The organism is Eubacterium sp. ER2 (assembly GCF_000765215.1).
GTDB lineage: Bacteria > Bacillota > Clostridia > Lachnospirales > Lachnospiraceae > Claveliimonas > Claveliimonas intestinigallinarum.
Genome location: NZ_JPJE01000008.1, coordinates 69,172 through 95,471 on the forward strand (window position 1 = coordinate 69,172; position 26,300 = coordinate 95,471).

The window sequence follows — 26,300 nt, forward strand, 5'->3', positions numbered from 1 at the left end:
ATGAGCAGAATACAGGTTTTAGACCAGGTAACGATAGACAAGATAGCGGCCGGCGAGGTGATCGAACGCCCGGCCTCCATTGTGAAGGAGCTCCTGGAGAACGCCATAGACGCAGGAGCCACCTCCATCACGGTGGAGATTCGGGATGGAGGCATCTCCTTTATCCGGGTGACGGACAACGGCTGTGGCATTGAGATGGAGGACATTCCGGCGGCTTTTCTGCGCCACTCCACAAGCAAGATACGTTCCGCGGAGGATTTGTCCCACATCTCCTCCCTGGGCTTTAGGGGAGAGGCTCTCTCCAGTATCGCGGCCGTGGCTCAGGTTGAGCTGATCACAAAGACAAAGGACAGTACCTTCGGCGCCTCCTACAGGATCGAGGGAGGAAAGGGCGGACATCCGGAGGAGACGGGAGCGCCGGACGGCACTACCTTTCTTGTGCGCCAGCTCTTCTACAACACCCCCGCCAGGCGGAAATTCTTAAAGACGCCCATGACGGAGGCGAGCCATGTGGGAGATCTGGTCACCAGGCTGGCCCTGTCCCATCCGGAGATTTCCTTCCAGTTCCGCAACAACGGCCAGTCTAAGCTGCACACCTCCGGGAACGGCAGCCTGCGGGATGTGATCTATCACGTGTACGGGAGGGAGATCGCCTCCCACCTGCTGGAGGTGGACTTTGAGGGGAGGGGCATTCACATTTCGGGCTGCATCGGTGAACCTCTTGTCTCCAGAGGAAACCGGAACTTTGAGATTTACTTTATCAATGGAAGATATGTGAAGAGCAGCATTATCTCAAAGGCCATCGAGGACGCCTACAAGGATTTCCAGATGCAGCACAAATATCCCTTTACTGTGCTTCATATCCAGGTGGACACGGAGATCGTGGATGTGAACGTGCACCCCACCAAGATGGAGGTGCGCTTCCAGAACCAGCAGGAGATCTACAACAGCGTCTGCGAGGCTGTGTCCCGCTCCCTTCACCACGATGAGCTGATCCCTCAGATCGATCTGCCGGAGCCGCCGGGAGCGGCGCCGGAGAAGGAAAAGCACATACCGGCACAGGAGGCGGCTGCCCCGGAGAGGGAGAGAAGAGCGCTGTCGGCAGAAGAAACGATTGCCAGGAACACGGCAGGAAACATAGAAAAACAGAGTGTGCTCTATAAAAAACAGAGCGCATATGAAGTCCCGAACGAGCCGGAAGAGGAAAAACAGAGCGCGCTCTTTAAAAATGGGCCTGAAAACGCAGGACAGACGCCGCGTACTCAGGCTGGTCAGCCGGACCGGGAGCCGCGAAAGGATCTGGACTATTTCATGAAGAAAATGAGAGAGCGGGTTCTCTCCTATCATCAGCAGAGCGCCGCTGCGGAGGTGCAGGAGCAGGGGCAGATACACAGGCCCGAGGTGACTCGTGACCGGATCAGAGAGGCTGCGAACTACAGGGCGGAGTCTGAAAAAACAGAGCGTGCTCTGGAGAAAACGGAAGTTCCGGAGAAAAAAACAGAGCAAGCTCCAAAACAGCTCAATCTTTTTGAGGAGAAGCTTCTGAGTCCCCAGGCGGTTTCCCAGTACCGGATCATCGGGCAAGTCTTCGAGACCTACTGGCTGGTGGAATTTAAGGATAATCTCTATATTATAGACCAGCACGCCGCCCACGAGAGGGTGCTCTACGAGAAGACGCTGGCGGGGATGAAGACGAGAGATTTCACCTCCCAGATCATCAGTCCCCCCATCATCCTGAACCTGACCATGCAGGAGGCTCAGCTTCTCAATACATATATGGATCAGTTTACAAGGATTGGCTTTGAGATCGAGGAGTTCGGGCAGGATTCCTACGCTGTGCGTGCCGTGCCGGACAATCTTTTCAGTATTGCGAAGAGGGATCTTCTTATGGAGATGATTGACAGCTTATCTGATGAGCTTTATACTGGACTGGCACCGGATATCATTGACGAGAAGATCGCGTCCATGTCCTGCAAGGCGGCGGTGAAGGGAAACATGAGACTCTCCGCGAGAGAGGTGGAGACTCTCATCGGGGAGCTGCTAAAGCTTGAGAACCCCTACCACTGTCCCCACGGAAGACCGACGATTATCGCCATGAGCAGGCGCGAACTGGAAAAGAAATTCAAGAGGATCGTGTGATGAAACAGCCACTAATTGTGTTGACCGGCCCCACCGCAGTGGGGAAGACAAAAGCGTCCATCACCCTGGCAAAGCGGATCGGCGGCGAGATCATCTCCGCCGACTCCATGCAGGTGTACCGCCATATGGATATCGGTTCTGCCAAGATACGCCCCGGGGAGATGGAGGGAGTGCCCCACTACCTGGTGGATGTGCTGGAGCCTGATCAGGAGTTCAATGTGGTACGGTTCCAGTCCATGGCAAGGGAGGCTATGGAGAGGATCCGGGCAAACGGCCATATTCCTATCGTGGTGGGCGGAACAGGATTTTATATCCAGGCTCTCCTCTACGACATTGATTTTACGGAGGGCGGGGAGGACGACGGCCTGCGCGGGGAGCTGGAGGCCTTCGCCAGAGAGAAGGGACCGTCCGCGCTCCATGCCCGCTTAGCCCAGGTGGATGAGGAGTCCGCCAGGGCCATCCACCCGAACAATGTGAAGCGGGTGATACGGGCTCTGGAATTCTACCACCAGACAGGGGAGAAGATATCGGTTCACAACGAGCGGGAGAGGCAGCGCAGCTCCTCCTATAATTTCCGGTACTTTGTCCTGAATGACGAGCGGAGCAGGCTGTACCAGCGCATTGACAGGAGAGTGGACCAGATGATGGAGGAGGGCCTCGTAGAGGAGGTCCGCCGTCTGAGGGAGATGGGGATGCGCCCGGGCATGGTGTCCATGCAGGGGCTGGGCTACAAGGAGATACTGGATTACCTGGAGGGAAACTGCAGTCTTGGGGAGGCTGTCTACAGGATCAAGCGGGACACGAGGCATTTTGCCAAGCGCCAGATCACCTGGTTTAAGAGGGAGAAAGAGGTGATCTGGATCGACAAGCCCTCGTATGACTACGATGAGAAAAAAATAGTGGAGGCAATGCTTTCCTATATAGCGGAGGGAGTAGAAGGGATATGTTTAAAGGACTATTCGGGGGCTCCAGATTTTTAAAGAGGATGAACCCTCTTATGGAGCTCTATTCGTACAGCAAAAATTCGGAGAAGACATATAAGGAGCTGATGGCTCTTGAGCCCCTTGCGAAGACAAAGGGGGAGAAGGCCATGTTCAATCTGAACCGGGCAGGCCTTTTATATGATATGTATAAATACCGGGAGGCGGCGGACGTGATGAGGGAGATCCCGGCCATCAACCCGGAGTTTGACGCCCAGTGCGCCCAGATGAAGACACGCATCATGGCGGCCATGACAAGGGGCGAGCACAGGTAGACGCGGGGCAGGCAGACGCCGGCAGAGGCGGGTCGGACGGATAGCGGCGCGGGCGGATACAGACAGAAATGAAAAAGGAGTAAGACAATGCAGGATGAACAGATGACCCGGATGTATGAAAAGATGGGGATATCCGAAAAAGTATACAGGTTTGGAAGACAGATGGAGGAGAAGCTTAAGGAGCGGTTTGCGGCCATTGACAGGACTGCGGAGTACAACCAGATGAAGGTGATCCGGGCCATGCAGGAGAACCGGGTCAGCGAGGGATGCTTCCACTACACCAGCGGCTACGGCTACGACGATCTGGGAAGGGAGACACTGGAGAAGGTGTACGCCAGCGTGTTCCACACGGAGAGCGCCCTGGTGCGGCCTCAGATCGCCTGCGGGACCCACGCTCTCTGCGTGGCGCTGGCCGCCAATCTGCGGCCCGGGGATGAGCTCCTCTCGCCTGCGGGCAAGCCCTACGACACTCTGGAGGAGGTCATCGGCATCCGCCCCTCCCGCGGGTCACTGGCCGAGTACGGCGTGACCTACCGGCAGGTGGATCTGCTGGAGGACGGTACCTTTGACTACGAGAATATCAGGAAGGCCATCAATGAGAGGACAAAGCTGGTCACTATCCAGCGGTCCAAGGGGTATCAGACCCGGCCCAGCTTCTCTGTGGCCCAGATCGGGGAGCTGATCGCCTTTGTGAAGAAGATCCGCCCGGATCTCATCTGCATGGTGGACAACTGCTACGGAGAGTTTGTGGAGCTGACTGAGCCAAGCGATGTGGGGGCCGACATGGTGGTGGGCTCCCTCATCAAGAACCCAGGCGGCGGCCTGGCGCCCATCGGCGGGTACATTGCGGGACGGGAGGAACTCATCGAGAACTGTGCCTATCGGCTCACCTCCCCGGGCCTGGGACGTGAGGTGGGGGCTACCCTGGGTGTCATGCAGTCCTTTTACCAGGGACTTTTCCTGGCGCCCACCGTGGTGGCCAGCGCCCTGAAGGGCGCCATCCTGGCGGCCAATATCTATGAGTCCTGCGGCTTTCAGGTGGTGCCTGACGGAAAGGAGAGCCGTCACGACATTATCCAGGCAGTGGAGCTTGGCACGCCGGAGGGGGTCATCGCCTTCTGCCAGGGGATCCAGGCGGCGGCCCCGGTGGACTCCTATGTGACGCCGGAGCCCTGGGCCATGCCGGGGTACGACAGCGATGTGATCATGGCGGCGGGAGCCTTTGTGCCGGGATCCTCCATCGAGCTCTCAGCGGACGCTCCCATCAAGCCGCCCTACGCCGTCTACTTCCAGGGAGGTCTCACCTGGCCTCACGCAAAGCTGGGCATACTGATGTCACTGGAATACCTGGTGCGGAAAGGGCTGGTCACTCTATGAGAATACTGATCGCCGGAGGCGGGGCGGCCGGCATGACTGCCGCTATAGCGGCGGCCAGACAGGGCGCCCTGGTGACGATACTTGAGAAAAAGGAGATGCCCGGAAAGAAGATCCTCTCTACAGGGAACGGCCGGTGCAATCTCACGAATATGGACATGAAAGCAGTGTATTTCCGGGGCGGAGACCGGGGGACCATCGAGCAGGTCCTCTCGGCCTTCGGCCCGGAGGATACGCTGCGCTTTTTTGCAGAGCTGGGGCTTTTGACAAAGACAAGGGGCACCCTGGTCTATCCGGCCAGCGACCAGGCTGCCGCGGTGCGTGAGGCCCTGGCCATGGAGCTGAAGCGGCAGGGAGTGGAGGTCCGCACAGGGGTGACTGTGGAGAGGGCTGAGGTGAAAGAAGAGGGCTTTCGTCTCAGTCTTGCCGGCGCAGACGGAAAGCGCTCCTTCTGCACCGGGGATGCGCTCATCCTGGCAGCCGGGGGAAAGGCGGCGCCGGCCCTTGGAAGCGACGGCAGCGGATACGCTCTGGCAAAAGGGCTGGGACACTCGATGATCCGCCCGCTGCCCGCCCTGGTGCAGCTTCGGTCGGACGCCGGATTTACAGGGAAGCTGTCAGGCGTCCGGGCGGAGGCCCGGGTCAGCCTTTTTGTGGAGGGGAAAGAGGTCTCCTGCGACACCGGGGAGGTGCAGTTTACAGACTACGGAATCTCCGGCATCCCGGTCTTTCAGGTGAGCCGCTTTGCGTCCATGGCTCTGGACCGAAAGCAAGAGGTGTACGTTCTGCTTGATTTTCTGCCCGCCATGAGTGAGAGGGAGGCGTTTCATCTCCTGGAGGGGCGCAGAGGCGTGTTCGCGGGCAATACGGCGGAGGAGTTCCTCCACGGCCTGTTCCACAGAAAGCTGGCCCCTGTGCTGCTGACCGGGAGCCGCATCCGCTGGAAGGAAAAGATGGGGGACGTAGACAGAGAGGCTCTTGTGAGACTTGCGGGCACCTGTAAGCATCTGCGGATGAACATTACAGGCACCAACTCCTTTGACCAGGCTCAGGTGTGCGCCGGCGGCGTGCCCCTGGGGGAGATTTCCCCGGAGACCATGGAGTCCCGCCTTACTCCGGGGCTCTTCCTTGCGGGAGAGCTGCTGGATGTGGATGGCATGTGCGGCGGCTATAATCTGCAGTGGGCCTGGGCCTCCGGATGGCTGGCGGGAAGCGCGGCCGCGAAGACGGCGGATAAGAGGATAGATAAGAGGACAGGCAGGAAAGTGGGCCGGGAAAAGGACGGCAGAGAGAACAGCAGAAAGGACAGGAGAGGGCGATGATACGTATTCAACAGCTGAAGCTGCACACAGGACACACTCCGGAACAGCTCAGGGAGAAGATCGGGAAGGCGCTGCGGCTGAAGGGCGGTGAGGATTTCTCCTACAGGATCGTCAGGAGGTCCCTGGACGCCAGAAGGAAGCCGGAGCTCTTTTACGTGTACACGGTGGACGTCTCCGTAAAGGGGGAGAAGGCTCTTTTGCGCAAAAACCGGGACAAAAATATCCAGCAGGCAAAGGAGGCGGGGTATCGCTTCCCGGAGCAGGGGCCGGAGGAGCTGAAGCACAGGCCGGTGGTGGCGGGCTTTGGCCCGGCAGGTATCTTTGCCGCCTACATGCTGGCTCTCCACGGCTATCGCCCACTGGTAGTGGAGCGGGGCATGGAGGCACAGCAGAGGAAAAAGGACGTGGAGAAATTCTGGGAGACAGGTGTCCTGGACACCCGCTCCAATGTCCAGTTCGGAGAGGGCGGCGCCGGCACCTTCTCGGACGGAAAGCTGAACACCCTGGTGAAGGACAAATTTGGCCGGAACCGAAAGGTCCTGGAGATCCTGCGGGACCACGGGGCTCCTGAGGAGATCGCCTGGGATGCCAAGCCCCACATCGGCACTGACCTTCTGATCCGAGTGGTGACCCGGATGCGGGAGGATATCATCAGGCTGGGCGGACAGGTCTGCTTTCACACCCAGCTTGTGTCTCTGGAGCCGGTCCTGGGGGAGGAGGGGGTTCTCTCCCTGGAGCTTCAGGACACTCTGTCCGGGGAGACGATCATGGAGAGGACCCAGGCTCTTATCCTGGCAGTGGGACACAGCGCCCGGGACACATTTTCCATGCTGCACGAGAAGAAAATACCCATGGAGGCCAAGGCCTTTGCGGTGGGCGTCCGGGCGGAGCATCCCCAGGCCATGATCGACAGGGATCAGTATGGCATGGAGGAGGGGGAAAAGCGCCCCGGCGGTCTGCCCGCGGCGGCCTACAAGCTGACCTGCCAGCTGCCGGAGGGGCGAGGCGTCTACACCTTCTGCATGTGTCCCGGAGGGTATGTGGTGAACGCCTCCTCCGAGGAGGGGCGCCTGGCGGTGAACGGCATGAGCTACCATGACCGGGCCGGCCGGAACGCCAACAGCGCCGTCATCGTCACGGTGACTCCGCAGGACTTTGGCGGGGAGGGCCCCCTGGCGGGAGTGGAATTTCAGAGAAGGCTGGAGGAGCGTGCCTGGCAGGCGGGCCAGGGCAAGGTGCCCGTTCAGCTCTACGGCGATTTCTGCCGGGGAAGGGTGTCGGATCACATCGGGGAGGTGGAGCCCCAGATCAGAGGGGACTTCTGCTTCGGCGATGTGCGGGGGATTTTCCCGGAGGAGATCGGAGACGCCATCGCAAGGGGCATACGGGAGTTTGGGAAAAAGCTGCCCGGCTATGACCGGGAGGACGCGGTCCTCTCCGGCGTGGAGAGCCGCACCTCCTCCCCGGTGCGGATCCTCCGGGATGAGGGGCTGCAGAGCCAACTTCCGGGGCTCTATCCCTGCGGCGAGGGGGCGGGCTACGCGGGCGGCATTATGTCGGCTGCCATGGACGGCATGAAGGTGGCCGAGGCTGTCGCCAGAAAATACCGTCCCTTCGACAAAAGTGCGAATGATTAAGAAATTTTTAATGGAATGAGGCTATACACTTTTTTTGAAATATGGTAGAATATATTGAGTTTTTGAAAGAAAACTTAAGAATGATGTGAGGTGGAGTACATATGAGAGGAGCAGGCAGTAAAAATTCCTGGGCCTTATTTCTGCTTATTCTGGCAGGAATTGTCCTGGGAGGTTTTATCGGCATGCTGGCACAGGATACAGGGGCTTTTAGCTGGCTGAGCTACGGGCAGACCTTTGGGCTGGATGAACCGGTGGTGCTGAATTTGGGCATACTTGTCATCACCTTCGGGCTGTCGGTGAAGATCACCATAGCCAGCATTATCGGAATGGTTCTGGCAATCATAATCTATCGCTTCCTGTAACAGGGCCTCTTTGGGAGTGTTATAGGTGTCTGCAAAAGATGACTCAGAGAAACACAAGTAAAATGAAAGATCTCCTGGTGTCTGAGCGCCCGTACGAGAAGTGCGAGCGCCTGGGAGAGAAGAATTTAAGTGATGCGGAGCTTTTGGCTGTCCTTTTAAGGACCGGGACCAGAGGCGAGAATGTGCTGGATATATGCCGGCGCATCCTGACAGCCGGAGGCGGGAACTTAAGCGGGCTTCACAGCTTTACGAGAGAAAAATTTCAGAAGATCAGGGGAGTGGGCCGGGTGAAATCCATCCAGCTCCTCTGTCTTATGGAGCTGGCGAGAAGACTGGCCAAGGAGACGGCGGAAAAGGGACTGGACTTCTCCTCGCCCGCGTCGGTGGCCAGATATTACATGGAGGACATGCGTCATCTCAGGCAGGAGCATATGAAGCTGCTGATGCTGAATACGAAATCTGCGCTGATTGGGGAGAAGGATGTGTACAAGGGGACAGTGAACGCCTCCCTTGCCAACCCCAGGGAGATTTTCGTGGAGGCTCTCAGGATGGAGGCCGTGTCCGTCATCCTCCTGCACAATCATCCAAGCGGTGACCCGGCTCCCAGCGGGGCGGATATCGCCGCCACGGAGCGAATCCGGCAGGCGGGAGAATTAATCGGGATAGAATTGTTAGATCATATCATTATTGGGAATAATTGTTATATCAGCTTCCGGGAAGAGGGGCTGTTATACACGAAAGGATAAGGTCAAAAATGGCACGAAATATATACGGGCTTGATCTCGGCTCCTACGAGATCAAAGTATATGATAAAAAGAAGGATGCAATCTGGAAGGAGAAGGATGTCATAGCCATAGCAAACAAAAAGGAAGTGTTTGCCGTGGGGGACGAGGCTTTTGAGATGTATGAGAAGGCCCCGGCCAATATACAGGTGGTGTTTCCCATGAAGCATGGGGTTATCTCACGGTTTGACCACATGCAGTATCTCCTGCAGGGGCTGCTGAAAAAGGATAGGGGCTTTGCCAGGGGGGCGGAGTATGTGATCGCCGTCCCCACAGATGTGACGGAGGTGGAGAAGAAGGCTTTCTTTGACCTGGTGATCCACTCCACTGCCAGGGCCCGTGAGGTCAACATTGTGGAGCGGGGGATCGCCGACGCGGTGGGACTGAACCTGGACGTGCAGAACACAAAGGGGCTTTTCATCGTCAACCTGGGTGGGGAGACCACAGAGCTCTCCGTGCTGGCAGGGGGAGGTATCGTGCTGAACCGGCTTTTAAAGGTGGGGGGCATCACCCTGGACCATGCGGTGGCCCAGCTCGTCCGGTACAACCATGACTTCCTGATCGGCAGGGTCACGGCGGAGATCCTCCGCAAGAGGTTCGGCGTGTTCAGCGAGGACAACACAGCCTCCATGACTGTGGCGGGGCGGGATCTTATCACCGGCGTGCCCCAGCAGAGGGAGATCTCCATCAGCCTGGTGCGGGCCGCCGTGAAGGAGCCTTTAGAGGAGTGCGTCAGGGGGATCGAGTCCCTTCTGGACAGGACCCCGCCGGAGGTGCGCAAGGCCATCTACAAAAACGGCATCTTTCTCACCGGAGGGCTGGCCAATCTGCCTGGGCTTGAGGTTTACATGGAGGAGATGACAGGCATCCGCGTGCGGACAGCCATCGACCCGGACATCTGTGCCGTGACGGGACTGAAGCAGATCATTCAGTCCAAGGAACTGAAAAAACTGGCATATTCCATGCTGGATGAAAATTATAGGTGGATGAGATAGTATGAAGATCAAAAATCAAAATACCCTTCCAAGTAAATATGTGCTTCTGATACTTGTGATCGTGTGCGGCATTCTTCTCGGCGCGGAGCGTTTTATGGACGGAGGCGGTCCCTTGAGCTGGATCGCAAACTATACCATCATCCCCATGCAGAGGGGGATCAGCTACGTGGGGACATGGATGGGCGACCTGACGGACAATTTTGCCACCCTCAGCGATCTTCGCAAGGAAAACGAGCAGCTCCAGGAGAGAGTGGATCAGCTCACCATAGACAACACGAGACTGAACCAGGAGCAGTATGAACTGGAGCGGCTGCAGGAGCTCTACAAGCTGGACCAGAATTACGGCGACTATGAGAAGGTGGGCGCCCATGTGATTGCCAATAATGGTACCAACTGGTTCAGCTCCTTTACCATCGACAAGGGAAGCGAGGACGGGATCCGAAAGGATATGAATGTACTGGCCGGCAGCGGACTGGCCGGTATCGTGACAGAGGTGGGTCCCAACTACGCCCAGGTCCGCGCGGTCATCGACGATGAGAGCAACATCAGCGGGATGGTCCTGTCCACCTCGGATCTGTGTATTGTGCGGGGCGATCTGACTCTGATGGAGGATGGGCGGATCCGCTTTGAAAATCTGCCAAACAACGACAACGAGATCCAGGTGGGAGAGCAGGTGGTGACGTCCCATATCAGCTCCACCTATCTCCAGGGCCTGTTCATCGGATATATATCAGAGATCAATGTGGATGCAAACAATCTGACCCGTTCAGGCTACATCACCCCCGCGGTGGATTTCAGCAATCTCCAGGAGGTGCTTGTCATCACCACCACAAAGGCGGATCTGACGGAGACAGACGGGTCGGGGGACAAAGGAGAGTAGACTATGAAGAGAAAGATCATCACAGCCTGCTTTATCATCGTGTGTTTCCTTCTGCAGGCCACAGTTTTTTCCAGGCTTCAGTTCGCATCCATACGGCCCAATCTGATGATCGTCCTGACCTCTGCCTTCGGGTTTATGCGGGGCAGGAAGACGGGGATGGCGGTAGGGTTCTCCTGCGGCCTTCTGATGGATGTGTGCTGGGGAGGCGTGCTGGGATTTTACACGCTGATCTTTACCGTGATTGGGTATCTCAACGGCAGCTTTAAGCGGCTGTTCTTTGACGAGGATATCAAGCTGCCTCTGGGACTGATCGCCGGGAGCGAGCTGGCTTACGGCCTGATCGTCTATGTCTGCTTCTTTATGATGCAGGGGGACTTCCGTTTTGGATATTATCTGACACATGTGATCCTGCCGGAGCTGGTCTACACCATTCTGGTGACGATTCTTCTGTATCAGATCATACTACACGTGAACCGTAAACTAGAGGCCGAAGAACAAAGGAGTGCAAGCAGGTTTGTATAGTATTTGGGAACGCATTAAATCAGGAATTTACGAACTGTTCCAGAGAAGGGCAGTCGTGACCATCATCGTCTTCTGCATCATGTTTTCCATTCTGGTGGGGCGGCTTTTTCAGCTTCAGATCGTGAATGGCCAGTCCTACCTGGATGACTATATCCTTCAGATCCAGAAGACGAGGACCATACAGGGAACCAGAGGAAACATCTATGACAGAAACGGCAAGCTTCTGGCCTACAACGAGCTGGCCTACTCGGTCACCATCGAGGACAATGGGGTGTATGACACTACAGCCGAGAAGAACAAGGCTCTCAACGAGGAGATCACCCGCATCATAGAGATTGTGGAGGGGCACGGGGACTCGGTGATCAGTGACTTCAGCATTGTGCTGGATGCCAATAATGAGTATCAGTTCTCCATGACAGACGAGACCCAGCGGCTCCGGTTTGTGGCCGACGTGTTCGGGGAGAGCTATATCGACAGTCTGGACGAGGAGCAAAAGAATATGTCCGCCGCCCAGATCATCGACTACCTCTGCACGGACAAGACTTACGGCTACGGCATCGACCAGGATGAGCTGGAGCGCTCTCAGGTGCTCAAGATGGTGAACATCCGCTATGCCATCGGGCTCAACAGCTTCCAGAAATATATCCCCACCACCGTGGCGGAGGATGTGAGCGACGAGACGGTAGCGGAAATCATGGAGCACATGGACGAGCTCCAGGGCGTGGACATCGCGGAGGAGTCTCTGAGACGGTACACGGACAGCAAGTACTTTGCCAATCTCATCGGCTACACAGGCCAGATCTCCCAGGAGGAGTACAATGCCCTCAGCAAGGACGAGCAGGAGCAGTATGACCTGACAGACACGGTGGGCAAATCCGGTCTGGAGCAGGTGCTGGACAACACGCTCCAGGGGGATAAAGGCGAGGTCAAGCTTTACGTGAACAGCGTGGGACGGGTCATTGACACAGTGGGAGAGACAGAGCCAAAGGCCGGGAACGACGTGTACCTGACCATTGATGCCGATCTCCAGAAGGCGGCCTACGACATCCTGGAGCAGGAGCTGGCAGGTATCCTCCTGTCCCGCATGCAGGACATCCTGGACTACGACAGGACAAAGTCGGAGGACGCGGCGGACGTCATCGTGGCAAGCGGCGACGCCTACAACGCGTTTATAGACAACAACATTGTGGACATGAGCCATTTTTCGGCGGCGGACGCTGGGGGCGCGGAGCAGTCTGTGTACGGTAAATTCGCCCCCTACAAGGAGCAGGTCCTCTCCCAGCTGGCCTCTATCATGCAGGATGGCAATGCTTCCGCCTACAGGGATATGACCCGGGAGTGGCAGGCCTATCTGTCCCACGTGGTGAATGAGGTGTTGACCGGAGAGAACGGAGTCATCATGAGCGACTCCATCGACACAAGCGATGAGACCTACCAGCAGTGGAAAAACGAGGAGACTATCAACATATACACCTACCTCAACTACGCAATCTCCCAGAACTGGGTGGATGCCTCCAAGCTGCAGGACTATCTCTCCTCGGAGGGAAACTACTCAGACTCCGCGGAGGTGTACAGCGCCATGGTCTCCTATGTGACGGACAGGCTCCAAAACAGCACGGACTTTGACAAGCTGATATACCAGTATATGATCAAGGCGGGAACTGTGACGGGAAGAGAGCTGTGCATGATCCTGTATGAGCAGGGCGTGCTCCCCATGGATGAGACCCAGTACAACAATCTGGCGTCAGGTGCCACAGGGGCCTACGACTTCCTCAGAGGGAAGCTCCAGACGCTGGAGATCACCCCGGGACAGCTGGGACTGGAGCCATGCCGCGGATCTGTGGTGATCACGGACACGGACAGCGGGGATGTGCTGGCCTGTGTCTCCTACCCGGGATACGACAACAACCGGCTGGCCAACACCATGGACAGCGATTACTATAACGAACTGAACACCAGCACCTCCAGGCCCTTCTACAACAGCGCCACGCAGGAGACTACGGCTCCCGGATCCACGTACAAGCCCCTTGTGGCTGTGGCTGGCCTGACAGAGGGTGTCATCGATACAGGCACTACCGTATACTGTGACGGTAACTTCGACGTGATCAGCCCGGAGGTTCACTGCTGGGTATACCCGGCAGGGCACGGAACCATGAACGTGGTCAGCGGCATCACAAACTCCTGTAACGAGTTTTTCAACAACATCGGCTACCAGCTGGGTATGCAGGACGGCAGCTACTCCAGCGAGTACGGCCTGGAGCGGCTGAGAAAATACGCGGAGATGTTCGGCCTCGGCGAGACGAGCGGTCTGGAGATACCGGAGATGGATCCGAAGATCTCCGACGAGGACTCTGTCCGCTCCGCCATGGGACAGGGCACAAACAACTACACCACCAGTCAGCTGGCCCGGTACATCACAGCCGTGGCTAACGAGGGCACTCTCTACGAGCTGACCCTTCTGGACCGGGTGGAGAATGTGGACGGTGAAGTGGTGGAGGAGTACCAGAACGGGGAGGCCCGGACCATCGACGGCGTCTCTTCGTCCACCTGGGACGCGGTCCACGCCGGCATGGCGGGCGTGGTGAAGAATAGTTCCGTGTTTACAGCTATCAACGCCAGCTCTCTGAGTGTGTCCGGAAAGACCGGTACCGCCCAGCAGAGCACCACCCACGCGGATCACGGACTGTTTGTGGGCTTTGCCCCCAGCGACAATCCTGAGATAGCCATGGCGGTCCGCATCGCCAACGGCTACAGCTCCAGCTACGCTTCGGAGGTGGGCAGCAATATATTCCAGTACTACTATCAGATAACAGACAGCGCGCAGCTCATCACAGGGCAGGCCGCTGAGATCACAGTCCATACCTCCGGGGACTAAAAACCGAGGATCAATAACCAGGTTGGGAGATGATAGTACGTTTTGAAAGACCATGTCATGATCAAGGGAAGCAAATACGGTCTGGCAGTCTATCTGGACGACAGAGTTCCCTTTGAGGAGCTGCTGGAGGAGACAGAGAGTAAATTTAGGGCGGCCGCCCATTTCTTCGCGGGAGCTGAGATGGCGGTCAGCCTGGAAAACCGTATTCTTACAAAAGACCAGGAGCGGCAGATAGTGGAAGCGATCTCCGGCTCCGCGGGAATACAGATCTTGTGTATACTGGATCATGACGAGAAGAACGAGAAAATATACAGAAGCGCCGTAGAACAGACGCAGGCCGAAATGCCCAGGCAGGACGGCCGTTTCTACAGGGGGACACTGAAGAGAAATCAGGTGCTTGAGTCGGAGACCAGCATCGTGATCGTGGGAGATGTAGAGGAGGGAGCTACCGTTGTCTCCAAGGGGAGCATCGTGGTGGTCGGCGGTCTGTACGGAAGCGCCCAGGCCGGCGCGTCCGGAAGGACAGATGTCTTTGTGGCAGCCCTTTGCATGGAACCGGAAAAACTCCGCATAGGCGGCAGAAAAGTGAAACCAGTAATAGGAGGAAGTTATTCATGGGCGAAGTTATCGTAATCACATCGGGAAAAGGCGGTGTCGGGAAGACGACCACCACCGCAAATATCGGAGCAGGTCTTTCAATGCAAGGCAAAAAGGTCATCATCATTGACACGGATCTGGGTCTTCGGAACCTGGACGTTGTCATGGGCCTGGAAAATTTTATTGTGTACAATCTTGTGGATGTTATAGAGGGAAAGTGCAGACTGAAGCAGGCGCTGATCCGGGACAAGCGGTATGAAAATCTCTATCTGCTCCCGTCAGCCCAGACAAAGGACAAGACGGCCGTGTCCCCGGGACAGATGAAAAAGCTCACCTCAGAGCTTAAGGAGACCTACGACTATATCCTTCTGGACTGTCCGGCAGGGATCGAGCAGGGCTTTCAGAACGCCATAGCCGGCGCGGACAGGGCGGTGGTAGTGACCACGCCGGAGGTGTCGGCCATCCGGGACGCGGACCGCATCGTGGGCCTGCTGGAGGCGGAGAAGATCAGCAGGATCGACCTCATCATCAACCGGATCCGGATGGATATGGTGAGGAGAGGAGACATGATGTCAGTGGACGATGTGACGGAGATTTTGTCCATCCCCCTCATCGGCGCCATACCGGACGACGAGCAGGTAGTCATCGGCACCAACCAGGGCGAGCCTGTCATCTCCATGGAGTCGAGAGCCGGGGAGGCCTACAGGAATATATGCAGGCGGATCGCAGGCGAGGAGGTCCCTTTTCTGGATCTGGAGGCCGGGAACGGAATCTGGTCCAGACTGACTCATATATTTCATAAAAATTAAGGAGGCATCGGGAGTATGGGAAGACGTTCTTCTGTGCGGATCGCAAAGGACAGGCTGAAGGTCCTGGTCGTGTCGGACCGCATGAAATGTCAGCCGGAGGCCTGCGAGAGGATCAGCCATGAGCTCTACCAGGTCCTTTCCAAATATATGGAAATTACACCCGAGGAATTCGACGTCTCCTACAGCAGGACGCACGTACATATCAGACTTACAGGAGAAAAGCAGTGAAATTTTTAAAAATAACAAAACCTTATCGCTTAAAAGATTATAAATTCAGTCTTATTGTCCTTGTGCTGGCCACCTCCTGCCTGGGCGTTCTCGTCATAGGCAGCGCCAACGAGGCCTACCAGGGACGGCAGCTTATCGGGCTTGCCGGGTCTATTCTGCTCATGGTGGTCGTCTCTCTGATTGACTATGTGTGGATCGCCAATTTCTATTGGCTCTTCTACTTTCTGTCGGTTGGGATGCTGGCGATCGTGCTGATACCCGGTGTGGGAGAGGTGGTAAACGGGGCCAGGAGATGGATCAATCTTGGATTTACCAATTTCCAGCCATCGGAGCTGGCAAAGATATTCCTTATTGTCTTCTTTGCCAGATTTATCATGAAGCATGAGGAGGATTTAAGCAGCAGGCGGACCATCCTGAAGGCGGTGGCGCTCATCCTTGTCCCGCTGGCCCTCATCTTTGAGGAGCCGAACCTTTCCACCACCATCTGTACGGCGACTCTCTTCTGCGTGCTCATGTATGTGGGCGGCCTGTCCTACAAATTTATCGGCATGGTGCTCCTGATCACAGTGCCGGTGGCCGTTATTTTCCTGAGCATTGTCGTGCAGCCGGATCAGAAGATCCTGGACGACTACCAGCAGAAGCGTATCCTGGCCTGGCTGAATCCGGAGGAGTACGCGAGCGATGAGGCCTATCAGCAGAACAACTCGGTCATAGCTATCGGTTCGGGGCAGCTCACCGGGAAGGGACTTAACAACAACACCACCACTTCGGTGAAGAACGGAAACTTTATCCTGGAGCCCCAGACGGACTTTATCTTTGCCATTGTGGGAGAGGAATTAGGCTTTGTGGGATGTTGTATTTTTATTGCATTGCTCCTCCTTATAGTGATACAATGTATACTGATAGGGATAAGAGCGCAGGATGTGACGGGAAAGATCATATGCTGTGGGGTCGGAGCCCTCATAGGGATCCAGACATTTATCAATATAGCGGTTGCCACCCAGATCATCCCCAATACGGGCATACCGCTGCCGTTTGTCAGCTACGGCCTTACGTCTCTCGGAAGCATGTATCTCGGGATCGGATTTGTGCTCAATGTGGGACTGCAGCCGAAGAAATATCAGGATAAACTAACTACACTTTAATGAGGAGGATGCATTGTATGAATATTGGCCTGATCGCACACGACTCCAAGAAGACTCTGATGCAGAACTTCTGCATCGCCTACCGGGGGATTTTGAGCAAACACAATCTGTTCGCCACCGGGACCACGGGCCGTCTCATCGAGGAGGTAACCAACCTTTCGGTCCATAAATACCTGGCAGGACCGCTTGGTGGAAAACAGCAGCTGGGAGCGCAGATCGCGCAGAACGACATTGACGCTCTCATTTTTCTCCGGGATCCGCAGAGTCCCAAGCCTCACGAGCCTGAGGTTAACGACGTGATCCGGCTGTGTGATATGCACAATATCCCCATGGCGACTAATCTCGCCACGGCCGAGATTATAGTTCTTGCAATTGACAGAGGAGATTTGGATTGGCGTGAAATGTACAGGTAAGAAACTCATACTGGCAGGAGGGCTTTCCGGCGTCCTGCTGGGTCTGACAGGGTGCGGCGCAAGCGACGCGGTCCTGTCCTACGAGAAGGAAAACTACAACAAAAATATGTACCAGGCCGAGCTCTTTGCCGAGGATCTGTGCGTCGCCGGCGGGGATGTCTCCCTGGATGGCTTTGAGGGCGACAGCTCTCTCCACGCGGAGGGGCTTTTTAATGTCACCGACGGGGAAGTGATCTACGGCCAGGATCTGTTTACCAGGCTCTATCCGGCCAGCACTACAAAGATACTGACGGCGCTGGTGGCCATCAAGAACAGCAACCTGGACGATATCGTCACAGTCGGCAGCGCAGGCGCGGCCTCCAGCTTTTCCTGGGACGCCTCTGTTGCCGGACTGCAGACCGGGGATCAGCTCACCATGCGGGATCTTCTGTACGGGCTGATGCTCCCCTCCGGAAATGACAGCGCTGTGGCCATTGCAGAGTATGTGGCGGGCACGGAGGAAGAGTTCATGGAGATGGTCAACGAGGAGGCCCAGAGCCTGATGGCCACTGGGACTCATTTTGTGACGCCCAACGGTCTTCACGATGAGAACCACTACACCACAGCCTATGATCTGTACCTCATCTTCAATGAGAGCATCAAGTACGAAGAGTTTGTGGACATTATCAGCGCAGACTCCTACACTGCGCAGATCACCGGCGCCGACGGCACCGTGCGGTCCGTCACCTGGGAGCCCACCAACTTCTACGCAAGAGGTGAGGCTGCTCTTCCCACGGGCGCTACGGTCATCGGCGGAAAGACCGGCTACACAGGGGAGGCCGGAAACTGCCTTGTCCTTCTGGATCAGGCGCCGGACGGGGACTACTATATCTCCATCGTCATGGGAGCGGAGGACAAGCCTCTCCTCTATGAGGACATGACGGCTATGATCGATCAGATTCCCACCCTGGGAGGAGCGGACAGCGGCTCGTCAGAATAAAAAGAAAGCGCCTGTGCGCATAATAAGGAGGGGCATCCGGTATGGTATACCAGGATACCCCTCCTGCCTTGTGTAAATGCGGCCGCAGCCGTGCATTTGATCTATCAGACTCCTGAGTCGGACGCGTTTCTGATCCTTCCGAAAAAACTGATGGCGTACAGACCGCAGAGCCCAACCAGGGTATAGACGATCCTTGAAAGCCATGTCAGATTTCCGAAGAGAAAGGCGACAAGATCAAAGCGGAAAATACCTACCAGAAGCCAGTTGACAGCACCGATGATAACGAGTGCCAGTGAAATATTGTCAAGCCATTTCATGAAAGTCCCTCCTTTATTCATCAGATAGTGCTAGTATGCCCTGAAAGGATTTTTGAAATTCATGCCAGAGAAAAAATTATACTTTCCCTATTCTGAATATTTGAAAAAAATATATGGCGAAAAGGTGTACAAGCTGCCTGTCAACCTTCCTGTCACCTGCCCTAACCGCGTGGACGGCCATGGGGGCTGTACCTTCTGCGCGGCGTCCGGCACCGGATTTGAGGCCCTCTCTCCGGATCTGACAGTGGGAGAGCAGCTTAGGAGGACGCGGGAGAAGATCGAGCGAAGATACAAGGCCCATAAGTTTATCGCCTACTTCCAGAACTATACCAACACCTATCTTCCTCTGGAGGATTTCAGGGCCTATACGGAGGAGGCGGCAGGGGAGAGAGATATTGTGGAGATCGACATATCCACAAGGCCGGACTGTGTGTCCCCTTCCTATCTGGAGGTGCTGGGCGATCTGCGAAGAAGGCGGGGGACAGAAATCTGCCTGGAGCTGGGACTGCAGACGGTCAATTACCGCACCCTTAAGAGGATGAACCGGGGACACGGTCTGGCGGAGTTCATAGACGCGGTGCTGCAGATACGGAACTATGGCTTTCAGATCTGTGCCCACGTGATCCTGAATTATCCGGGAGACGAGCTGGAGGACGCAGTGGAGACAGCCAGGGTGCTGTCGGCCCTCCAGGTAGACACAGTCAAGATCCATTCCCTCTACATCCCCAAAAACACGGTGTTGTGCGAAGCCTACGAAAATGGTACAATATCCGTATGTTCTAAAGAGGAGTATATGGATCGCCTCATCGCTTTCCTGTCCTATCTCAGCCCGGATATCGCCGTGGAGCGGCTCTTCGGACGCATCCCCAGGGAGGAGGCTGTCTTCTGCAACTGGGGAACCAGCTGGTGGAAGCTGCGGGACGAGGCAGAGAAGAGGATGAGGGAGAGGGACGCCTGGCAGGGGAAATATTTTCACTATCTCGGCGGATCGGCATTAAGGAAATGACACAGGAGGCAACAGTTTGTCTGGAAAAGCACAGGGAAATATTCAGGTTTACCGGAAAAAATGGAATTTTAATATAGGGATTGTAATTTTTGGAGTTATCCTCGTCTATCTGATCGTGACAGTCCTCACCTACGCCACGGCGAAGCACATCACAGCCTATGAGGTCCGAGAGGGATCCATCTTCAGGGACAACGCCTACACCGGCCTTGTCCTGCGCCATGAGACGGTGGTGAACGCGGAGACGGAGGGCTATATCAACTACTTTGTCCCGGAGGGGAGCAAGGTGGGGAAAAAGACAAATGTGTACAGCATTTCTCCGGAGAAGCTGGACTTTTCCTCCTCCGGGCAGGCGGACGCCCAGGAGGAGCAGGCTGTCTCGTCGGAGGAGCAGCAGATGATCCTCCAGCAGACCCAGAGCTTCAGCGGGAATTTTCAGGACAACCGGTTTGAGGAGGTCTACACCTTCAAGGATACAGTGGAGAATATTCTCACCAGCAGCTCCTCCCAGAGCAAACAGTCCCAGCTAGCGGCCCTGATCCAGGGCGGAGCGGAAGGCGTCACCGCCTACCAGGCGGCTGATGACGGCGTCATCGTCTACTCTGTGGACGGATACGAGGGACTCACGGCGGATCAGGTGACGGCGGATATGCTGTCCAGAGCGAATTACAAGAGCACGGAGCTGACAGACAACGCAAAGGTGAAGGCGGGGGACGCGGCGTACAAGCTGGTGACAGAGGAGGAGTGGTCCGTGGTCATCATCCTGAACGAGGACATGGCCCAGGAGCTTGCCGATACATCCACCGTGCAGGTGCGCTTTTCCAAGGACAACGAGACCGCCAGGGGCAGCCTTTCCATCTACAATACAGAGGACAAGGATGTCAATCTTGGCTTCATCACCTTCAATGAGTCCATGGTGCGGTATGTGGGCGAGAGGTTCCTGGATATTCAGCTTGTGCTGGAGGACGAGTCGGGGCTGAAGATCCCCAAATCCTCTGTGGTGGAGAAGGAATTTTACACGGTTCCCCAGGACTACATCACTCAGGGCGGGGACACAAGCCAGGATGGCGTGCTCGTGCAGACGGACGAGAATACCACCACATTTGAGAGGGCGGAGGTCTACTACCGGGACAATGAGACGGGAATGGTCTATCTGGATGAGGACGCCTTTAAGGCGGGGACGGTTCTTGTGAAGCCGGACTCCAGCGAGACCTGTACTCTCAGCGAGAAGGGGACGCTGCGGGGAGTCTTCAACATAAACAAAGGGTATGCGGAATTCACCCAGGTGGAGATCCTGTGTGAGAACGAAGAATACTATATCGTGCAGTCCGGAAACGACTACGGACTGACCAACTACGACCATATAGCGCTGGACGGCAGCGACATTCATGAGAACGAGATCATATTTTAAAGGAGTGATGCGGTAATGCTGCAGGAAAATTTCAGACAGGTGGAAGAGAACATCCGAAAGGCCTGTGAGCGGGCAGGGCGGGATCCGAAGGAGGTGACCCTGATCGCCGTGAGCAAGACAAAGCCTGTGGAGATGCTGCGGGAGGCCTACGATTTCGGCACAAGAGTTTTCGGTGAGAATAAGGTGCAGGAGATCGTGGAGAAATACGAAGCCCTTCCAAAGGACATCCACTGGCATATGATCGGACATCTTCAGCGAAACAAGGTCAAGTACATCATAGACAAGGTGGATCTGATCCACTCCGTGGACTCTGTGCGCCTCGCCGAGACCATAGAGAAGGAGGCAGCCAAGCATGGACTGACAGCTAACATTCTGTTGGAGGTCAATGTGGCCGAGGAGGAGAGCAAGTTCGGTCTGAAGGTGAATGAAGTGGAGCAGGTGGTGGATGAAATCGCCAAATTTTCCCACATAAAAGTGTGCGGATTGATGACAATAGCTCCTTTTGTGGAAAATCCGGAAGAAAATCGTCCATATTTTCGCTGTTTGCGCAACTTATCTGTTGACATAGGGGCAAAAAAAGTTGATAATGTTACTATGAGTATTCTCTCGATGGGCATGACCAATGATTATGAGGTGGCGGTCGAAGAGGGCGCGACGATGGTGCGGGTCGGGACAGGCCTGTTTGGCGCGCGCAATTATGCTCTGAGTTAAAGATAAACGTAAGATAGGAGAATTTGAAAAATGGGAGTATTAGATAAGTTTCTTGACATTATGAAATTGAGCGATGACGATGACGATTACGAGAACGATGATTTCTTCGATGACGATGACTACGAGGATGACGACTACGAGGACAGATCGTCAAAGAAGGGCGGGCTTCTCTCCAAGTTCAATAAAGGAAAAGATAACAGCCGTGACCGCGACGACGATTACGATGACTATGATGATGATTACGAGGAGAGACCTGCAAGGCAGTCTTCTTCAAGAAGCTCCCACTCCTCCCATCAGTCAGGCGGAAGCAGCAAGGTCACACCTATGCGCCAGCCTTCTTCCAGAAGACAGGCTCCCAATATGGAGGTCTGCGTAATCAAGCCATCCTCTGTCGAGGACGCGAGAGAAATCACAGAGACGCTCCTGAGCGGCCGCACCGTGATCCTGAACCTGGAGGGACTGGATCTGGAGGTGGCACAGAGGATTATCGACTTTACTTCCGGCGCGACCTTTGCCATCAACGGTAATCTGCAGAAAATTTCCAATTACATATTCCTTGTGACGCCGACAAATGTAGATATTTCCGGAGACCTGCAGGATCTGCTGGGAACCTCCTTTGACGCGTCATCCATGCGCACAAGATTTTAGAGGACGTCTGACGGGACATGAACAAAGAGGAACTGATGCTTCAGAAGCGTCTGATCGAACTGTCTAATCTTTCATACAAAAGGGATATAGTCACTTTTTCAGATTTTCTGAATTTGAATGAACTGAATATACTGCACACAACCCCCAGAGATCTCTTTCCTTCCAGGTATGAGACGTATGGGGGTTATGAGCCTGCGGAGCGTCAGATGGTTGCTTTTCTGCCTGATGCTCTTTATTATGACTATCGTTACCCCATATCTGTGCTCAGGATCAGCCCGGCCAACCGGAAATTTGCCGAGGATCTCTCTCACAGGGATTTCCTGGGCGGGATCCTGAACCTGGGGATCGAGAGAAGCTGCCTGGGGGATCTGCTTGTGGAGGACAGCGTCTGCCACGTCTTTGTGACGGATGCTATGGCGGATTTTATCTGCGATCAGCTCACCAGGATACGCCACACCGTAGTGAGGACGGAAAAGATAGACGAGACCGCCTTCTCCTTTGCGCCCCGCCTGGAGACGATCAAGGGGACGGTTGCATCGGTGCGGCTGGACACAGTGCTGTCCGTTGCCTTCCCCATGTCCAGGAGCCGGCTCACAGGTCTCATTGAGGGCGGCAAGGTGTTTGTCAACGGAAAGCTGATCACCTCCAACGGATACCGCCTGAAGGAGGAGGACATTATCTCTGTCAGGGGCATGGGCAAGCTGGTGTACCAGGGCATCCTCTCGGAGACAAAGAAGGGGCGCCAGTATATCCAGGTTGGAAAATATATTTAGAAAAGCGGAGGCTTGCGGAGAAATGGCAACAATGCCTGAAAAGACAACAGCATATAAAAAAACAGCGGGAAATTATATAGCGGCTCTCCTCATCATCGCGGCCGGGGTGATCCTGGATCAGTGGAGCAAGCATATGGCTGTCCTGCACCTGCGGGGAACCGGCGGAACAGATCTGATCCCCGGCGTCTTCCGGCTGACCTATCTGGAGAACCGGGGAGCTGCCTTTGGCGTGCTGCAGGGCCAGCAGTGGTTTTTCTACATCATCACAGCGGTCATACTTGTGGCCGTACTCCTTGTCTACACGCGCATTCCGGCGGGAAGGAAATTTGTTCCTCTGCGGGTCTGCGCGGTGTTCATCGTCTCCGGGGCGCTGGGCAATCTGATCGATCGGGTGCGGCTCGGATACGTGGTGGACTTCTTTTATTTTGAGCTGATCGATTTCCCGGTCTTTAATGTGGCGGATATATTCGTGACTCTGTCCGCCGTACTTCTGGCAGTGCTTCTGCTGCTGTACTATAAGGAGGAGGATCTTGAATACATTTTTCACAGTCGAAAATGATGAGGGGGAGAGGATCGACAAGTATCTCTCGCTGGAGATGCCGGAGCTGTCCCGCTCCCACATCCAGAAGCTGATCAAAGACAATCTCATAGAAGTCAATGGAAAGCCTGTAAAAGCAAATTACAGGCTTTGTTTTGATGACAGCATAAAAGTAACTGTTCCCGAGCTGAAAGAGCCGGAAATCGCCGCTGAGGACCTTCCGCTGGACATTCTGTACGAGGATGAGGACATTATCATCGTGAACAAGCCGAAGGGCATGGTAGTCCACCCGGCTCCCGGACACTACAGCGGCACTCTGGTCAATGCCCTCATGTTCCACTGCGGCGATAACCTGTCGGGCATCAACGGCGTAGTCCGGCCGGGCATCGTCCACCGGATCGACATGGACACAACCGGCTCCCTGGTAGTGTGCAAGAACGACAGCGCCCATCAGAGCCTGTCCGCACAGCTGAAGGACCACTCCATCCGGCGGATCTACGAGGCCATTGTCCACGGCAATATAAAGGAGGAGGAGGGGATGGTGGACGCCCCCATCGGCAGACATCCTACGGACCGGAAAAAGATGAGCACAAGGGCGAAGAACGCAAGGAGAGCTGTGACCCACTACAGAGTCCTGGAGCGCTTCGGGGATTATACCTACATCCAGTGCCAGCTGGAGACAGGACGGACCCACCAGATCCGTGTCCACATGGCCTCCATCGGGCATCCCCTGCTGGGAGACGCGGTCTACGGCCCGGCCAAATGTCCCTTCAAGGGGCTCCAGGGCCAGACACTGCACGCCCGGACGCTTGGCATCGTCCATCCCCGCACAGGCGAGTACCTGGAGGTGGAGGCTCCTCTCCCGGCGTATTTTGTCCAATTATTAGATCGACTTAGAAAAAATAGACAATAATTTTCATATAATTCTATACATTTTCACTAAATTGTTGTATAATGCTTAATAAATAAAAAAGCATCCATACATTAATACTTATTTCAGAGTATGTATTGACAGGATCAACAAGAAGGAGTGTGGGTAGTATGGAAAAGACAAGTACGATTATTACCATAGGAAGAGAATTTGGAAGCGCGGGCCGTGAGATCGGATATAAGATCGCTGATGATTTCGGCATCAAGCTGTATGACAAGGAGATGCTGAACCGGGCGGCAAAGGAGAGCGGCATCTGCGAGGAGCTGTTCGAGGCCCACGACGAGAAGCCCACCAACAGCTTTCTGTATTCCCTTGTCATGGACACATATTCCCTTGGATATTCTTCAGGAAGCTATACGGATATGCCGATCAACCACAAGGTCTTTCTGGCACAGTTTGACGCCATCAAGAAGATTGCCAGTGAGGGCCCCTGTATTCTGGTAGGCCGCTGCGCGGACTATGCCCTGGAGGAGTTTGACAATGTGCTGACCGTGTTCATACACGCGAAGATGGAGGCAAGGATCCGCAGGATCGCCAGGATTTACAATCTGACAGACGCCAAGGCAAAAGAGATGATCCAGAAGACAGACAAGCAGCGCTCCAGCTACTACAATTACTATACGAACAAAAAGTGGTCGGACGCAGAGAGCTATGATGTATGTCTGGACAGCTCTGTGCTCGGCATTGAGGGAACGGCGGAGGCTATCAAGCAGCTCGTGGCCATCAAGGAGAGCGACCGGGAGAAGAAGCTGTAGGAGCCTTGGGCTGAAAAACAGCGGGCTATCAAGTAAAGAATATTCATTGAAAAAAAACTCTATGTGGAGAGGAGCAATCCCCTTCCCATAGAGTTTTTTGCGCATCCCGTTTTCCATACACAGCTATTCCGGAGGCTAACGCGTGTGGATGACGCGCTCCGGCCAGCCCTTGATATTCCCGTTCAGGATGGCTGTGAACATTCTCTGCTTTGCGCCGGGATGCTCCTGGTTCAGCTGGCGCACCAGCTCCTTGGCATACTGGCGCTTCGTGTATCCGTCGATGGGACAGCGGCTCTTCACCACTGGCAGATTATATTTATTTTTAAAGCCGATCACATCCGCCTCGTCCACGAACATGATGGGGCGGATCACTGTCAGATCCATCCGGTCCAGGTAGGTCCGGGGGGAGAAGGAGTAGAAGCGTCCCTCGAAGATCAGTGAGAGGAGCATGGTCTCAATGATGTCATCCCTGTGGTGAGCGTAGGCCACCTTGTTGCAGCCCATTTCCTTTACGGCCTGGTTGAGGGCTCCCTTCCGCATCTTGGCGCACAGGGAACAGGGATTGCTCTCCTTGCGTTCCTCGAAAAGAATGTGGGCAATGTCGGTCTTCACAATGCGGTAGGGAACATCCAGCTCCTGACAGAGCTCCTTTACCGGTGTGAAATCGCATTTCTCATAGCCCAGGTCTACGGTGACGGCGCTGAGCTCAAAATGGTTGGGATAGAACCTCTTAAGGCCGTGGAGAGCGTAGAGAAGGGTGAGGCTGTCCTTCCCGCCGGAGATGCCCACGGCAATGTGATCTCCCTCGTTGATCATCTGATATTCGTCTACTGCCTTTCTCGTGTAGCTCAAAAGCTGCTGTAATTTCATAATGGTAAGTAATTCCTTTCTTATCTCTG

Annotated in this window: 28 protein-coding genes; 26 read left to right on the forward strand and 2 right to left on the reverse strand. The window is 55.3% G+C overall.

The window, feature by feature from the left end:
* The 18 genes from mutL (at position 1) to NI21_RS0103760 (ending at position 18,314) form a co-directional block, all read left to right on the forward strand.
* A complete protein-coding gene (mutL, locus tag NI21_RS0103675; RefSeq protein WP_033124891.1) occupies positions 1-2,139 on the forward strand; it encodes a DNA mismatch repair endonuclease MutL in 2,139 nt (712 codons plus the stop codon).
* Positions 2,139-3,119: a tRNA (adenosine(37)-N6)-dimethylallyltransferase MiaA gene (gene miaA, locus NI21_RS0103680; protein ID WP_033124892.1), complete on the forward strand. Its 981-nt coding sequence runs from the start codon at positions 2,139-2,141 to the stop codon at positions 3,117-3,119. The genes mutL and miaA overlap by 1 nt, the downstream gene beginning before the upstream one ends.
* A gap of 17 nt (positions 3,120-3,136) precedes the next feature.
* Positions 3,137-3,394 (forward strand): hypothetical protein, encoded by a 258-nt coding sequence (locus NI21_RS0103685; RefSeq protein WP_242842808.1) that lies wholly within the window; start codon positions 3,137-3,139, stop codon positions 3,392-3,394.
* 87 nt (positions 3,395-3,481) lie between these two features.
* Positions 3,482-4,771, forward strand: coding sequence for a methionine gamma-lyase family protein (locus tag NI21_RS0103690; RefSeq protein ID WP_033124894.1), 1,290 nt, complete (start codon positions 3,482-3,484; stop codon positions 4,769-4,771).
* Complete coding sequence (locus tag NI21_RS0103695; protein WP_081957957.1) at positions 4,768-6,090, forward strand: aminoacetone oxidase family FAD-binding enzyme; 1,323 nt, start codon at positions 4,768-4,770, stop codon at positions 6,088-6,090. The genes NI21_RS0103690 and NI21_RS0103695 overlap by 4 nt, the downstream gene beginning before the upstream one ends.
* The gene (locus NI21_RS0103700) at positions 6,087-7,727 is read left to right on the forward strand and encodes an NAD(P)/FAD-dependent oxidoreductase (protein ID WP_033124895.1); all 1,641 of its coding nucleotides are present in this window, start codon (positions 6,087-6,089) and stop codon (positions 7,725-7,727) included. Before NI21_RS0103695 ends, NI21_RS0103700 begins: the two co-directional genes overlap by 4 nt.
* A gap of 101 nt (positions 7,728-7,828) precedes the next feature.
* The gene (locus tag NI21_RS0103705) at positions 7,829-8,089 is read left to right on the forward strand and encodes a DUF4321 domain-containing protein (RefSeq protein ID WP_033124896.1); all 261 of its coding nucleotides are present in this window, start codon (positions 7,829-7,831) and stop codon (positions 8,087-8,089) included.
* 38 nt (positions 8,090-8,127) lie between these two features.
* Positions 8,128-8,835 (forward strand): DNA repair protein RadC, encoded by a 708-nt coding sequence (radC, locus tag NI21_RS0103710; protein WP_033124897.1) that lies wholly within the window; start codon positions 8,128-8,130, stop codon positions 8,833-8,835.
* Between the two features lie 8 nt (positions 8,836-8,843).
* Positions 8,844-9,866: a rod shape-determining protein gene (locus NI21_RS0103715; protein ID WP_033124898.1), complete on the forward strand. Its 1,023-nt coding sequence runs from the start codon at positions 8,844-8,846 to the stop codon at positions 9,864-9,866.
* A 1-nt stretch (position 9,867) separates the two neighbouring features.
* A complete protein-coding gene (gene mreC / locus NI21_RS0103720) occupies positions 9,868-10,746 on the forward strand; it encodes a rod shape-determining protein MreC (RefSeq protein WP_033124899.1) in 879 nt (292 codons plus the stop codon).
* Positions 10,747-10,749: 3 nt separating this feature from the next.
* Positions 10,750-11,268, forward strand: coding sequence for a rod shape-determining protein MreD (mreD, locus tag NI21_RS0103725; protein WP_033124900.1), 519 nt, complete (start codon positions 10,750-10,752; stop codon positions 11,266-11,268).
* On the forward strand, positions 11,261-14,143 hold the full coding sequence (locus tag NI21_RS0103730; RefSeq protein ID WP_171031508.1) for a penicillin-binding transpeptidase domain-containing protein: 2,883 nt from the start codon (positions 11,261-11,263) through the stop codon (positions 14,141-14,143). Before mreD ends, NI21_RS0103730 begins: the two co-directional genes overlap by 8 nt.
* 42 nt (positions 14,144-14,185) lie before the next feature.
* Positions 14,186-14,776, forward strand: a complete 591-nt coding sequence (gene minC, locus NI21_RS0103735; RefSeq protein WP_052083883.1) for a septum site-determining protein MinC — start codon at positions 14,186-14,188, stop codon at positions 14,774-14,776.
* Positions 14,758-15,549 (forward strand): septum site-determining protein MinD, encoded by a 792-nt coding sequence (gene minD, locus NI21_RS0103740; protein WP_033124902.1) that lies wholly within the window; start codon positions 14,758-14,760, stop codon positions 15,547-15,549. Before minC ends, minD begins: the two co-directional genes overlap by 19 nt.
* Before the next feature lie 15 nt (positions 15,550-15,564).
* The gene (gene minE / locus NI21_RS0103745) at positions 15,565-15,777 is read left to right on the forward strand and encodes a cell division topological specificity factor MinE (RefSeq protein WP_033124903.1); all 213 of its coding nucleotides are present in this window, start codon (positions 15,565-15,567) and stop codon (positions 15,775-15,777) included.
* Positions 15,774-16,922 (forward strand): FtsW/RodA/SpoVE family cell cycle protein, encoded by a 1,149-nt coding sequence (locus NI21_RS0103750; RefSeq protein WP_033124904.1) that lies wholly within the window; start codon positions 15,774-15,776, stop codon positions 16,920-16,922. The genes minE and NI21_RS0103750 overlap by 4 nt, the downstream gene beginning before the upstream one ends.
* A 17-nt stretch (positions 16,923-16,939) precedes the next feature.
* Positions 16,940-17,335: a methylglyoxal synthase gene (locus tag NI21_RS0103755; protein ID WP_033124905.1), complete on the forward strand. Its 396-nt coding sequence runs from the start codon at positions 16,940-16,942 to the stop codon at positions 17,333-17,335.
* The gene (locus tag NI21_RS0103760) at positions 17,319-18,314 is read left to right on the forward strand and encodes a D-alanyl-D-alanine carboxypeptidase family protein (protein ID WP_052083885.1); all 996 of its coding nucleotides are present in this window, start codon (positions 17,319-17,321) and stop codon (positions 18,312-18,314) included. Before NI21_RS0103755 ends, NI21_RS0103760 begins: the two co-directional genes overlap by 17 nt.
* Before the next feature lie 104 nt (positions 18,315-18,418).
* On the opposite strand, the gene NI21_RS0103765 is transcribed toward NI21_RS0103760, so the two are convergent.
* Positions 18,419-18,631, reverse strand: coding sequence for a DUF378 domain-containing protein (locus tag NI21_RS0103765; RefSeq protein WP_033124906.1), 213 nt, complete (start codon positions 18,629-18,631; stop codon positions 18,419-18,421).
* A gap of 61 nt (positions 18,632-18,692) precedes the next feature.
* Between NI21_RS0103765 and NI21_RS0103770 the strand changes: the two genes are divergently transcribed.
* The 8 genes from NI21_RS0103770 to NI21_RS0103805 all read left to right on the forward strand — a co-directional run bounded on the left by NI21_RS0103770 (position 18,693) and on the right by NI21_RS0103805 (position 25,401).
* Positions 18,693-19,637 carry a TIGR01212 family radical SAM protein gene (locus tag NI21_RS0103770; RefSeq protein WP_033124907.1) on the forward strand — a complete coding sequence of 315 codons (945 nt, stop codon included), beginning with the start codon at positions 18,693-18,695 and terminating at the stop codon, positions 19,635-19,637.
* A gap of 16 nt (positions 19,638-19,653) precedes the next feature.
* Positions 19,654-21,045 (forward strand): HlyD family efflux transporter periplasmic adaptor subunit, encoded by a 1,392-nt coding sequence (locus NI21_RS0103775; RefSeq protein ID WP_052083887.1) that lies wholly within the window; start codon positions 19,654-19,656, stop codon positions 21,043-21,045.
* Between the two features lie 15 nt (positions 21,046-21,060).
* Positions 21,061-21,756 (forward strand): YggS family pyridoxal phosphate-dependent enzyme, encoded by a 696-nt coding sequence (locus tag NI21_RS0103780; protein ID WP_033124908.1) that lies wholly within the window; start codon positions 21,061-21,063, stop codon positions 21,754-21,756.
* A gap of 30 nt (positions 21,757-21,786) precedes the next feature.
* Positions 21,787-22,404, forward strand: coding sequence for a cell division protein SepF (locus tag NI21_RS0103785; protein WP_033124909.1), 618 nt, complete (start codon positions 21,787-21,789; stop codon positions 22,402-22,404).
* Between the two features lie 17 nt (positions 22,405-22,421).
* Positions 22,422-23,177, forward strand: coding sequence for an RNA-binding protein (locus tag NI21_RS0103790; RefSeq protein ID WP_033124910.1), 756 nt, complete (start codon positions 22,422-22,424; stop codon positions 23,175-23,177).
* A 31-nt stretch (positions 23,178-23,208) separates the two neighbouring features.
* Positions 23,209-23,736, forward strand: coding sequence for a signal peptidase II (gene lspA / locus NI21_RS0103795; protein WP_052083888.1), 528 nt, complete (start codon positions 23,209-23,211; stop codon positions 23,734-23,736).
* Positions 23,708-24,628: an RluA family pseudouridine synthase gene (locus NI21_RS0103800; protein WP_033124911.1), complete on the forward strand. Its 921-nt coding sequence runs from the start codon at positions 23,708-23,710 to the stop codon at positions 24,626-24,628. Before lspA ends, NI21_RS0103800 begins: the two co-directional genes overlap by 29 nt.
* A gap of 128 nt (positions 24,629-24,756) precedes the next feature.
* Positions 24,757-25,401, forward strand: coding sequence for an AAA family ATPase (locus NI21_RS0103805; protein WP_033124912.1), 645 nt, complete (start codon positions 24,757-24,759; stop codon positions 25,399-25,401).
* 135 nt (positions 25,402-25,536) lie between these two features.
* On the opposite strand, the gene NI21_RS0103810 is transcribed toward NI21_RS0103805, so the two are convergent.
* Positions 25,537-26,271: an ATP-binding protein gene (locus tag NI21_RS0103810; RefSeq protein ID WP_033124913.1), complete on the reverse strand. Its 735-nt coding sequence runs from the start codon at positions 26,269-26,271 to the stop codon at positions 25,537-25,539.
* Positions 26,272-26,300: the final 29 nt, after the last annotated feature.

What these genes read in the sequence shown, in the direction of transcription:
- mutL (WP_033124891.1), top strand. Translation starts at nt 1, where the DNA reads ATGAGCAGAATACAGGTTTTAGACCAGGTAACGATAGACAAGATAGCG.
- miaA (WP_033124892.1), top strand. Translation starts at nt 2,139, where the DNA reads ATGAAACAGCCACTAATTGTGTTGACCGGCCCCACCGCAGTGGGGAAG.
- NI21_RS0103685 (WP_242842808.1), top strand. Translation starts at nt 3,137, where the DNA reads ATGGAGCTCTATTCGTACAGCAAAAATTCGGAGAAGACATATAAGGAG.
- NI21_RS0103690 (WP_033124894.1), top strand. Translation starts at nt 3,482, where the DNA reads ATGCAGGATGAACAGATGACCCGGATGTATGAAAAGATGGGGATATCC.
- NI21_RS0103695 (WP_081957957.1), top strand. Translation starts at nt 4,768, where the DNA reads ATGAGAATACTGATCGCCGGAGGCGGGGCGGCCGGCATGACTGCCGCT.
- NI21_RS0103700 (WP_033124895.1), top strand. Translation starts at nt 6,087, where the DNA reads ATGATACGTATTCAACAGCTGAAGCTGCACACAGGACACACTCCGGAA.
- NI21_RS0103705 (WP_033124896.1), top strand. Translation starts at nt 7,829, where the DNA reads ATGAGAGGAGCAGGCAGTAAAAATTCCTGGGCCTTATTTCTGCTTATT.
- radC (WP_033124897.1), top strand. Translation starts at nt 8,128, where the DNA reads ATGACTCAGAGAAACACAAGTAAAATGAAAGATCTCCTGGTGTCTGAG.
- NI21_RS0103715 (WP_033124898.1), top strand. Translation starts at nt 8,844, where the DNA reads ATGGCACGAAATATATACGGGCTTGATCTCGGCTCCTACGAGATCAAA.
- mreC (WP_033124899.1), top strand. Translation starts at nt 9,868, where the DNA reads ATGAAGATCAAAAATCAAAATACCCTTCCAAGTAAATATGTGCTTCTG.
- mreD (WP_033124900.1), top strand. Translation starts at nt 10,750, where the DNA reads ATGAAGAGAAAGATCATCACAGCCTGCTTTATCATCGTGTGTTTCCTT.
- minD (WP_033124902.1), top strand. Translation starts at nt 14,758, where the DNA reads ATGGGCGAAGTTATCGTAATCACATCGGGAAAAGGCGGTGTCGGGAAG.
- minE (WP_033124903.1), top strand. Translation starts at nt 15,565, where the DNA reads ATGGGAAGACGTTCTTCTGTGCGGATCGCAAAGGACAGGCTGAAGGTC.
- NI21_RS0103755 (WP_033124905.1), top strand. Translation starts at nt 16,940, where the DNA reads ATGAATATTGGCCTGATCGCACACGACTCCAAGAAGACTCTGATGCAG.
- NI21_RS0103765 (WP_033124906.1), bottom strand. Translation starts at nt 18,631, where the DNA reads ATGAAATGGCTTGACAATATTTCACTGGCACTCGTTATCATCGGTGCT.
- NI21_RS0103770 (WP_033124907.1), top strand. Translation starts at nt 18,693, where the DNA reads ATGCCAGAGAAAAAATTATACTTTCCCTATTCTGAATATTTGAAAAAA.
- NI21_RS0103780 (WP_033124908.1), top strand. Translation starts at nt 21,061, where the DNA reads ATGCTGCAGGAAAATTTCAGACAGGTGGAAGAGAACATCCGAAAGGCC.
- NI21_RS0103785 (WP_033124909.1), top strand. Translation starts at nt 21,787, where the DNA reads ATGGGAGTATTAGATAAGTTTCTTGACATTATGAAATTGAGCGATGAC.
- NI21_RS0103790 (WP_033124910.1), top strand. Translation starts at nt 22,422, where the DNA reads ATGAACAAAGAGGAACTGATGCTTCAGAAGCGTCTGATCGAACTGTCT.
- lspA (WP_052083888.1), top strand. Translation starts at nt 23,209, where the DNA reads ATGCCTGAAAAGACAACAGCATATAAAAAAACAGCGGGAAATTATATA.
- NI21_RS0103805 (WP_033124912.1), top strand. Translation starts at nt 24,757, where the DNA reads ATGGAAAAGACAAGTACGATTATTACCATAGGAAGAGAATTTGGAAGC.
- NI21_RS0103810 (WP_033124913.1), bottom strand. Translation starts at nt 26,271, where the DNA reads ATGAAATTACAGCAGCTTTTGAGCTACACGAGAAAGGCAGTAGACGAA.